Origin of the sequence: Frankia tisae, assembly GCF_025403405.1 — a bacterium.
Taxonomy (GTDB): Bacteria; Actinomycetota; Actinomycetes; order Frankiales; family Frankiaceae; genus Frankia; species Frankia tisai.
The window spans coordinates 1-7936 of the sequence record NZ_JANEZT010000316.1 but is presented as its reverse complement, the minus strand read 5'-3'; the positions used below and the strand labels follow the sequence as shown (position 1 = coordinate 7936).

Below are 7936 nucleotides of genomic sequence, written 5' to 3'. Positions count from 1 at the left end.
GCCCTCCCCCGCGGTCCTCCCGCACCTCCAGGCAAGTGTAGCCACCCGATTCCGGGGCGAAGTCACGGATTCGACGTCACCCCGGGAGGCGGACTGGTGGTGATGACCCGGGGACCTGACATCACATCTGGGCGTGGGCCGCAGTCAGACCTGGATGCGGCGGTGGACGGCGTCGAGGATTTCGGCGACGGCGTCGTCGACGGGCACGCCGTTGCGCTGGGAACCGTCACGGAACCGGAACGACACCGCGCCCTTGGCGACGTCCTCGTCCCCGGCGAGCAGCATGAAGGGGACCTTCTGCTTCTGCGCCGTGCGGATCTTCTTCTGCATCCGGTCGTCGGAGGAGTCGACCTCCACCCGGATGCCGTGGGCGGCCAGCTTCGCGGCGACGCCGTCGAGGTAGGGCACGTGCTCGTCGGTGATCGGGATGCCGACCACCTGGACCGGGGCCAGCCACGGCGGCAGCGCCCCGGCGTAGTGCTCGAGCAGGATGGCGAGGAACCGCTCGATGGTCCCGAACAACGCTCGGTGGATCATGAAGGGGCGCTGGCGGGTGCCGTCCGCGGCCTGATACTCCAGGTCGAAGCGCTGCGGTAGCTGGAAGTCGACCTGGATGGTGGACAACTGCCAGGTCCGGCCGATGGCGTCCCGGGCCTGCACGGAGATCTTCGGGCCGTAGAACGCGCCGCCGCCCGGGTCCATGACGAGCTCCAGGTCCTGCTTCTGGGCGGCCTCCCGCAGCAGCTCGGTGGCCTCCTCCCATTCGGCGTCGGTGCCGACGGCCTTGCCCTCCGGCCGGGTAGACAGCTCCAGGTAGAAGTCACTGAGCCCGTAGTCCCGCAGCAGCCCCAGGACGAAGTTCAGCACGCTGTCGAGCTCGGCGGGCAGCTGCTCCCGGGCGCAGAACAGGTGGGCGTCGTCCTGGGTGAGGCCGCGCACCCGGGTCAGGCCGTGCACGACGCCGGACTTCTCGTACCGGTAGACCGTGCCGAACTCGAACAGCCGCAGCGGCAGCTCCCGGTACGACCGGCCCCGCGACCGGTAGATCAGGATGTGCATCGGGCAGTTCATCGGCTTGAGGTAGTAGTCGGTGCCGCCGTCGAGCTCCATGGGCGGGTACATGCCGTCGGCGAACCAGTCCAGGTGACCGGAGATCTCGTACAGGTCCGACTTGGTGATGTGCGGGGTGTTGACGAACGAGTAGCCGCCCTCGATGTGCCGGCGCCGTGAGTAGTCCTCCATGGCGGTGCGGATCGCACCACCCTTGGGGTGGAACACGGCCAGGCCCGGCCCGATCTCGGTCGGGAAGGAGAACAGGTCGAGCTCGGCGCCGAGGCGGCGGTGGTCGCGCCTCTCGGCCTCGGCGAGCCTCGTCTGGTAGGCCTTGAGGGCGTCGCGGGACTCCCAGGCGGTGCCGTAGATGCGCTGCAGCTGCGGATTCTTCTCGCTGCCCCGCCAGTAGGCCGCTGCCGAACGCAGGATCGCGAACGCCGGGATCGACCGGGTGCTCGGCACGTGCGGCCCCCGGCAGAGGTCCTTCCAGCACAGCTCGCCGGTCTTCGCGTCGAGGTTGTCATAGATCGTCAGCTCGCCGGCGCCGACCTCGACGCTGGCCTCGGCGTCCTCGCCCGCGTTCGACTTCAGCCCGATCAGTTCGATCTTGTACGGCTCGGCGGCGAGCTCGGCGCGGGCCTGCTCCTCGGTGACCACCCGCCGGGAGAACCGCTGGCCGGCCTTGATGATGGCCTGTGCCTTCTTCTCAATGGCCTTGAGATCGTCCGGGGTGAACGGGGTCTCGACGTCGAAGTCGTAGTAGAAGCCGTTGTCGATGGGCGGCCCGATGCCGAGACGGGCCTTCGGAAAAAGCTCCTGGACGGCCTGGGCGACGACGTGCGCCGCCGAGTGCCGCACGATGGCCCGCCCGGCCGGCGAATCAATCGCGACGGGCTCGACGACGGCGCCGTCGTCGAGGACATGCGCGAGGTCACGCTGCTGGCCGTCGACCAGGGCGGCGATGACGTCGCGGTCGTCGGCGAACAGATCGGCGGCCGTCGTACCAGTCGGCACCACCCGCGGATCGCTGCGCTGGGCGTGCTGGACGGTAACGCGGACGTCGGACACCAGAATTCTCCTGTTGAGGTAGAACGCGTGCGCGGGGGTCACCGCGCCGACGATGTGCCGCCGGCCCTGCAGGTGAACCCACAGCGGGCCTTCCTGGCCCGATCGCGATGCTACTCGCGCACGCGCTTGACCCTCAACGAGATATCACTCAGGGTGATGATCTGCCGGGCCGTGCCCATACGTGACGACCGGCCCGGCCAGCCGGCGCGTCCCACCGGGGCCATACCGGGCCACCACGCCGTGCACGGCCCGAGTCGGATATGCCCCGCTGCGGCCGCGCGTCCCGCCAATGCCGACAGGGCCACCAACGCTGTAGGGACTGCCAACGCTGTAGGGACTGCCAACGCCGTAGGGACTGCCAACGCTGTAGGGGCCGCCGACTGCGTAGGCGCCGGAATCCGATCCGCCGGCTGCGCCCGGGCGGGCGACGGGGCCTACCAGCGGGGCCGCATCCGCAGGGCCAGCGGAGGCCGGGCCGCTGGGAAGGGCCGGGCCGAGCGGGTCGCCGTCCGACCCGTCGGCGCCAGGGGCGGCCTCCGGGCCGGCACCGGTTTCCGGCAGCCCGTCGTCGCGGTCGCGGTCGCGGCACCGGATGCCACCGAGCACGGTGTCGACGATCTTCCCGATGCGGGTGCCGCTCACCTCACGGTTGCCACTCATGTACTGGCGATAGGCAACCGGGCCGACGAGCATGTCGACGACGAGGTCCACGTCGACATCGGCGGCGAGCTCTCCCGAGTCGATGCCCCGACGCAGCAGGTCCGCCGCACGCTGCCGGAACGGCTCGACCACCTTCTGCGAATAGGTGGCGAACAGCTCCGGATGGGCCGACCGCTCCGCGGCGAGCTTGGGCAGGATGCGCCCGGACAGCGACTGGATGTTGTGCCGGCGCAGGGCGTTGAGCCAGGCCACGAGGTCATCGCGCAGCGAGCCGGTCTCGACGGCGTCCACGCTGTCGGCCAACGTGTCCAGGGCGTCGACGATCAGTGCGTCCTTCGTCGGCCACCGCCGGTAGACGGTGGCCTTGCCGACACCGGCGCCGGTCGCCACCGCCTCCATGGACAATCCGGTGAAACCGACGGTGGCCAGCTCGTGCAGGGCCGCGTCGAGGATCGCCTCATCGCAGCGGGGATCCCGCGGGCGACCGGGGGCGCGTGGGGTCTTCACCCCGGAGGGCACGCGGTCGGCCGGACGCCGGGGACGCGGGGGGCGCGCATCCGCGGTCGTCATGCGGCGCGCCCCCCGTCCGCTCTGCCATCCATCCCGTCACCACCGTGCCGATGCATCCGCATGGATAGGCCACCCGCCACCTGGTCGCGCCGTGTGTTCCTGCCGCATTTCAAGATCAGCATACGTGTCCGGGGGCCCAGGCGCATCCGTTTGCCATGGCAGCGGCGTGGCGGGCGGTTCCATTCCACCCGGATGCGCGCTCCGCACCGCTCTCGCCCACTCCGCTCCCCCCACTCCGCTCCCGTCCACTCGGCCCAGCGGCCCGGGCGTGGCAGCATGGACAGCACGCCGGGACGCCCAGCGCCCGGACGGACGCATCAGGAGTGCTCATGGATTCGTCAGGCACTGTCCGTAACCAGACACCCGACGACCACCCTCGACCCACGGACTCTGCGGGCACGGCGGCGACGCTCTACGGCGCGCCGGCCGAGACGAGGCCGCCGCGCCGGTCGCGGTTCACGGTCCGCGACGTGGCGGCGGCGAAGAACCGCGGCGAGAAATGGTCGATGCTCACCGCCTACGACTTCACCACCGCCACCGTCTTCGACGCGGCGGAGATCCCCGTCCTGCTGGTCGGCGACTCGGCCGCAAACGTCGTCTACGGCTATGACACGACAGTGCCGGTCACCGTCGACGAGCTGATCCCGCTCGTGCGCGCGGTGGTGCGTGGTGCGCCGCACGCGATGGTCGTCGCCGACCTGCCGTTCGGGTCGTACCAGGCCGGCCCGGAGCAGGCGCTCGCGACCGCCACCAGGTTCCTCAAGGAGGGCGGCGCCCAGGCGGTGAAGCTCGAGGGCGGCGCGCGGGTCGCCCCGGCGGTCGCCGCACTGGTCGGCGCGGGTATCCCGGTGATCGGCCATCTGGGCCTGACCCCGCAGAGCATCCACGCCCTGGGTGGCTACCGGGTGCAGGGCCGGGACGAGGCCGGCGAGGTCCTGCTCGCCGACGCGCTGGCGATCGAGGCCGCGGGCGCGTTCGCGGTCGTGCTGGAGGTGGTGCCCGCGGATCTCGCCGCGCGCGTCACGAAGGAGCTGCACATCGCCACGGTCGGGATCGGCGCCGGTGCCGACTGCGACGCGCAGGTGCTGGTCTGGCAGGACATGGCCGGGCTGAGCGGCGGGCACGTCCCCCGCTTCGTGAAGCGGTACGCCGACCTGCGCACCGCACTCGGCGACGCGGCACGCACCTACCGCGATGAGGTACGCGGCGGGCAGTACCCGACGGTCGAGCACAGCTACTGACCGCCCGGTCCGGGTGGATCCTCAGGCGCGGGCCAGCGCCGCCGCCAGTTCGTGGGCCGCCTCGGCGGCGTCGAGCCAGGCGGGACGCGGTAGGCCGCAGGCCAGGCGCAGCATGCGGTCGAGGCTGACCAGGGCCGCCTCGACGGTCCTCGGCGCCGTCACCCACACCGCGAGCCCGGCCGCGCGCAGGGCGGCGAGATCGGGCTCGCGGTTCTCCTCGGCGTTGGCGCAGACCAGGTCGGGGGCGAGCGCGACGATCGCGTCGACGTCAGGGTTCTTCGTTCCGCCCACCGGGGCCCCGTCTGCATTGCCCCGCGACGGTCAGACGTCGGTGATACGCAGGCCGGCGTGCGCCTTGTAGCGGCGGTTGATCGAGATCAGGTTCGCGGTCAGCGCCTCGACCTGGCCGGCGTTGCGCAGCTTGCCGGCGTAGATGCCGCGCATCCCGGGGATGCGCTCGGCGAGCGCGGCGACCAGGTCGGTGGCGGCCCGGTCGTCCCCGAGCACGAGAATGTCGGTGTCGATCTTCGCGACCGCCTCGTCGGCCAGCAGCACGGCGGAGACGTGGTGGAACGCGCCCACGACGGTGCTGTCCGGCAGAACGGCGGCGGCCTGCTGGGCGGCGCTGCCCTCGGGCACCGGCAGCGCGAAGGCGCCGCCCTTGTCAAAGCCCATCGGGTTGACGCAGTCGATCACGATCTTCCCGGCGAGCGGCTCCCGCAGCGCCTCGAGCGTCTCTCGGTGACCGTCCCAGGGGACCGCGACGATCACGACGTCGGCACGCTGCGCGACGGTGGCGTTGTCGGCGCCCTCGATGCGACGGCCGGGGCCGGCGAGCTTGGCCGCCGCCTCCTGGCCACGCTCGGTCGACCGGGAGCCGATGAGAACAAGATGGCCGGCCGCGGCAAAGCGCAGGCCAAGGCCGCCACCCTGGGGGCCGGAGCCGCCGAGGATGCCAATCGTCAGTGTGGGGACGTCCGGGAGGACTTGGTCAGTCGAAGTCACCCTGTCATCCTGCCCGACCGGGCCGTTCGCCGCGCGGGTCCGGATGGCGGCCCGAAATCAGTCCCCGGAGCACTGCCCGAACGGTGGGAACCGGGACGTTCACCCTCCGGCGCGACGTCCAGCCACGAGCCCACCCCCTCGCGGACAGCCGGGGGCAATGAGGGACTATGCATGAACAACGGGACAGCTACGTGTTTGCTTCACCCGCCCCCACCCGGCCGGGACTTCGGCCGGACCCGACGGGCCTCACACACGTCGCTACCGGCAGAGGAGCAGTACACGTGACAGAGAGTTACAACCCATGGACCGCCACGATAGGTGAGCGGGCACCCACGCCAAGCGATTTCGGTGGCGCCCCCGGCAACCCCGGGCGTGCATTGGTCCCAGATGGGCCGTACCGTTCGGTTTCACACGCATCGAGCAGATCTTCCGAATCAGGCGAGAGAGGTCGAGCAATGGCGGACGTATCGGTTCGCTTCGCGATGACGAACGACAGCGAAGTGGTGCTGAACCTGTCGCTGCCGCAGGCACTGCGCCTGATGGAAGCGATCGCACGCAAGGTGGGCGAGACTCTCGCCGAGCGGAGCACGCAGGCGGTCGGCGGGGTTGGCGGGGTCGGCGGGGTGCCGACGTCCGCGCCGTCGAACGGCATGCCGAGCCTGGGGCCCTACACCCCGTCCTGAAGCCGGCTTGCGCAACGCACAGCCACCGCGGCGGCAGCGCCGCCCGCGGTGCCGTACCACCCGAACGGGGGCACGACCGGCGCAGCTGTGGCAGCGCCGGTTACGCGGGAGCGCGAACAGCAAGTACGTGGAGATGCCTCGACCCGCGCGAGGCCGCGCCGGTTCCGTCGGCGCGCGGCCGGCAGTGGGCGAGAGTGTTTCAGCGCCGGAGGTCGGTCCTACGAGGCCGGCCGGTCCCTCACCCGCCGGCCGAGTGCCCAGAGATCAACCCGCCGGCGGCGGCAGCGGGCCGACCCGTGCCCAGCGCTCGGGGATGTGACGTCGCATACACCTCCCGTAGCCGATCCACCGTCACCAGTGTGTAGATCTGCGTGGTGCTGACCGACGCATGGCCCAGCAGCTCCTGGACCACCCGGACATCGGCCCCCCCGTCGAGCAGGTGGGTGGCGAAGGAATGCCGCAGCACATGCGGTGAAACCCCGTCGACCCCGGCTTGGGCCGCCGCGGTCCGCAGCACCGTCCACGCGCTCTGCCGGGACAGCCGGTTACCGCGCCGGGAGAGGAAGACCGCCGCCCCCGAGCGGGGCCCCGCGAGACTCGTCCGGCCCAGGCGCAGGTAGTCCGCGAGCGCGGCGACAGCGCACCGGCCCAGCGGCACGATCCGGTCCCGGCCGCCCTTGCCATGCAGGCGCACCGCCGCGGTCTCCAGGTCGAGATCGTCGACATCCAGCCCGACCGCCTCGGAGATCCGCGCGCCGGTCCCGTAGAGCAGTTCCAGCAGCGCCGAGGCACGCAACCGGCGGACCGCCTCGGCGGGTTCCACCGGCGCCGGATCCGCAGCCCGGTCGGCCACCCCTGCCACCCCCGCCTGCGGGGTGCCCGCGGCCGCGGCGAGCACCGCGGTCACCTGGTCGACGGCGAGCGCCTTGGGCAGCTTGCGGGGCGGCGTCGGCGGTCGCACCGGGCGGGACACGTCCTCGCTCACGTCCCCCTCGTCGGCGGCGAAACGGTGCAGCGAGCGCACCGCGACGAGCATCCGCGCCACCGATGCCGCGGCGAGCGGGGGATGCGTGTCGTCCCCGGAGCGCAATGCAGCGGCGAAGCCGGCAACCTCCGCCTCACCGACCGCGTCCAACGTGCACAGGCCATGCGCCGACAAATGGTTCAGGTAGCGACGCAGATCGCGACGGTAGGCGAGGACGGAGTTGTGGGCGAGTCCCCGTTCTCCCTCCAGATGATGGAGATAACGCGCGATGACGTTCCCCGGCGCCCCCCGCTGCACGGGCACGCCATGATCGAGGGTCGGCGCCGGCCCGCTGCCGCCGGGCGGCGATCTCCGCCGCACCGCCTCGACCGACCCGCCCGCCTCGGCGGGGGGGTGCAGGTGGAATGCCCGGTCGCCGTCGGTGACTCCCATCATCGAACTGATAGTAGGACCTGCGCAGCGTTCTCCGTGGAGGCCTATCCACATGCCGGGTTCCCGCGGCTATTCTGGCGACTTGTGCGGACGGACGGTTGGGCGTCACGCTGCGCCGCACGGCTGGGGGTCCTCATCGCCGCCGTCACGACACTCACCCTCCTGGCGGGAGTAGGCCTGCTCGCGGGCTGCGGCGGCGACCGCCGCGAGCCCGCCGGCGCCGCGGCGCCCGCCCGCCC

6 protein-coding genes and 1 pseudogene are annotated in these 7936 nt (G+C 71.8%); 2 read left to right on the top strand and 5 right to left on the bottom strand.

What is annotated here, in order from left to right:
- Window positions 1-144: 144 nt before the first annotated feature.
- The gene (gene thrS / locus NBZ85_RS23905; protein WP_261558103.1) at window positions 145-2121 is read right to left on the bottom strand and encodes a threonine--tRNA ligase; all 1977 of its coding nucleotides are present in this window, start codon (window positions 2119-2121) and stop codon (window positions 145-147) included.
- 144 nt (window positions 2122-2265) lie between these two features.
- Window positions 2266-3288, bottom strand: a complete 1023-nt coding sequence (locus NBZ85_RS23900; protein WP_261562635.1) for a TetR/AcrR family transcriptional regulator — start codon at window positions 3286-3288, stop codon at window positions 2266-2268.
- A 392-nt stretch (window positions 3289-3680) separates the two neighbouring features.
- On the opposite strand from NBZ85_RS23900, the gene panB reads away from it, so the two are divergent.
- Window positions 3681-4592, top strand: a complete 912-nt coding sequence (gene panB, locus NBZ85_RS23895) for a 3-methyl-2-oxobutanoate hydroxymethyltransferase (protein ID WP_261558101.1) — start codon at window positions 3681-3683, stop codon at window positions 4590-4592.
- Between the two features lie 57 nt (window positions 4593-4649).
- Here panB and NBZ85_RS23890 read toward each other — a convergent pair.
- Both NBZ85_RS23890 and npdG read right to left on the bottom strand, forming a co-directional pair.
- Window positions 4650-4883: pseudogene (locus tag NBZ85_RS23890) on the bottom strand (helical backbone metal receptor); the annotation flags it as partial.
- 30 nt (window positions 4884-4913) lie between these two features.
- A complete protein-coding gene (gene npdG, locus NBZ85_RS23885; RefSeq protein ID WP_261558100.1) occupies window positions 4914-5597 on the bottom strand; it encodes an NADPH-dependent F420 reductase in 684 nt (227 codons plus the stop codon).
- Window positions 5598-6052: 455 nt separating this feature from the next.
- Here npdG and NBZ85_RS23880 point away from each other — a divergent pair, with 455 nt between their 5' ends.
- The gene (locus NBZ85_RS23880; RefSeq protein ID WP_261558099.1) at window positions 6053-6280 is read left to right on the top strand and encodes a hypothetical protein; all 228 of its coding nucleotides are present in this window, start codon (window positions 6053-6055) and stop codon (window positions 6278-6280) included.
- Between the two features lie 238 nt (window positions 6281-6518).
- On the opposite strand, the gene NBZ85_RS23875 is transcribed toward NBZ85_RS23880, so the two are convergent.
- Window positions 6519-7568 (bottom strand): site-specific tyrosine recombinase XerD, encoded by a 1050-nt coding sequence (locus NBZ85_RS23875; protein ID WP_372517761.1) that lies wholly within the window; start codon window positions 7566-7568, stop codon window positions 6519-6521.
- Window positions 7569-7936 lie beyond the last annotated feature (368 nt).

Coding starts and splice junctions, on each gene's coding strand:
- panB (WP_261558101.1), top strand. CDS start 3,681: ATGGATTCGTCAGGCACTGTCCGTAACCAGACACCCGACGACCACCCT.
- NBZ85_RS23880 (WP_261558099.1), top strand. CDS start 6,053: ATGGCGGACGTATCGGTTCGCTTCGCGATGACGAACGACAGCGAAGTG.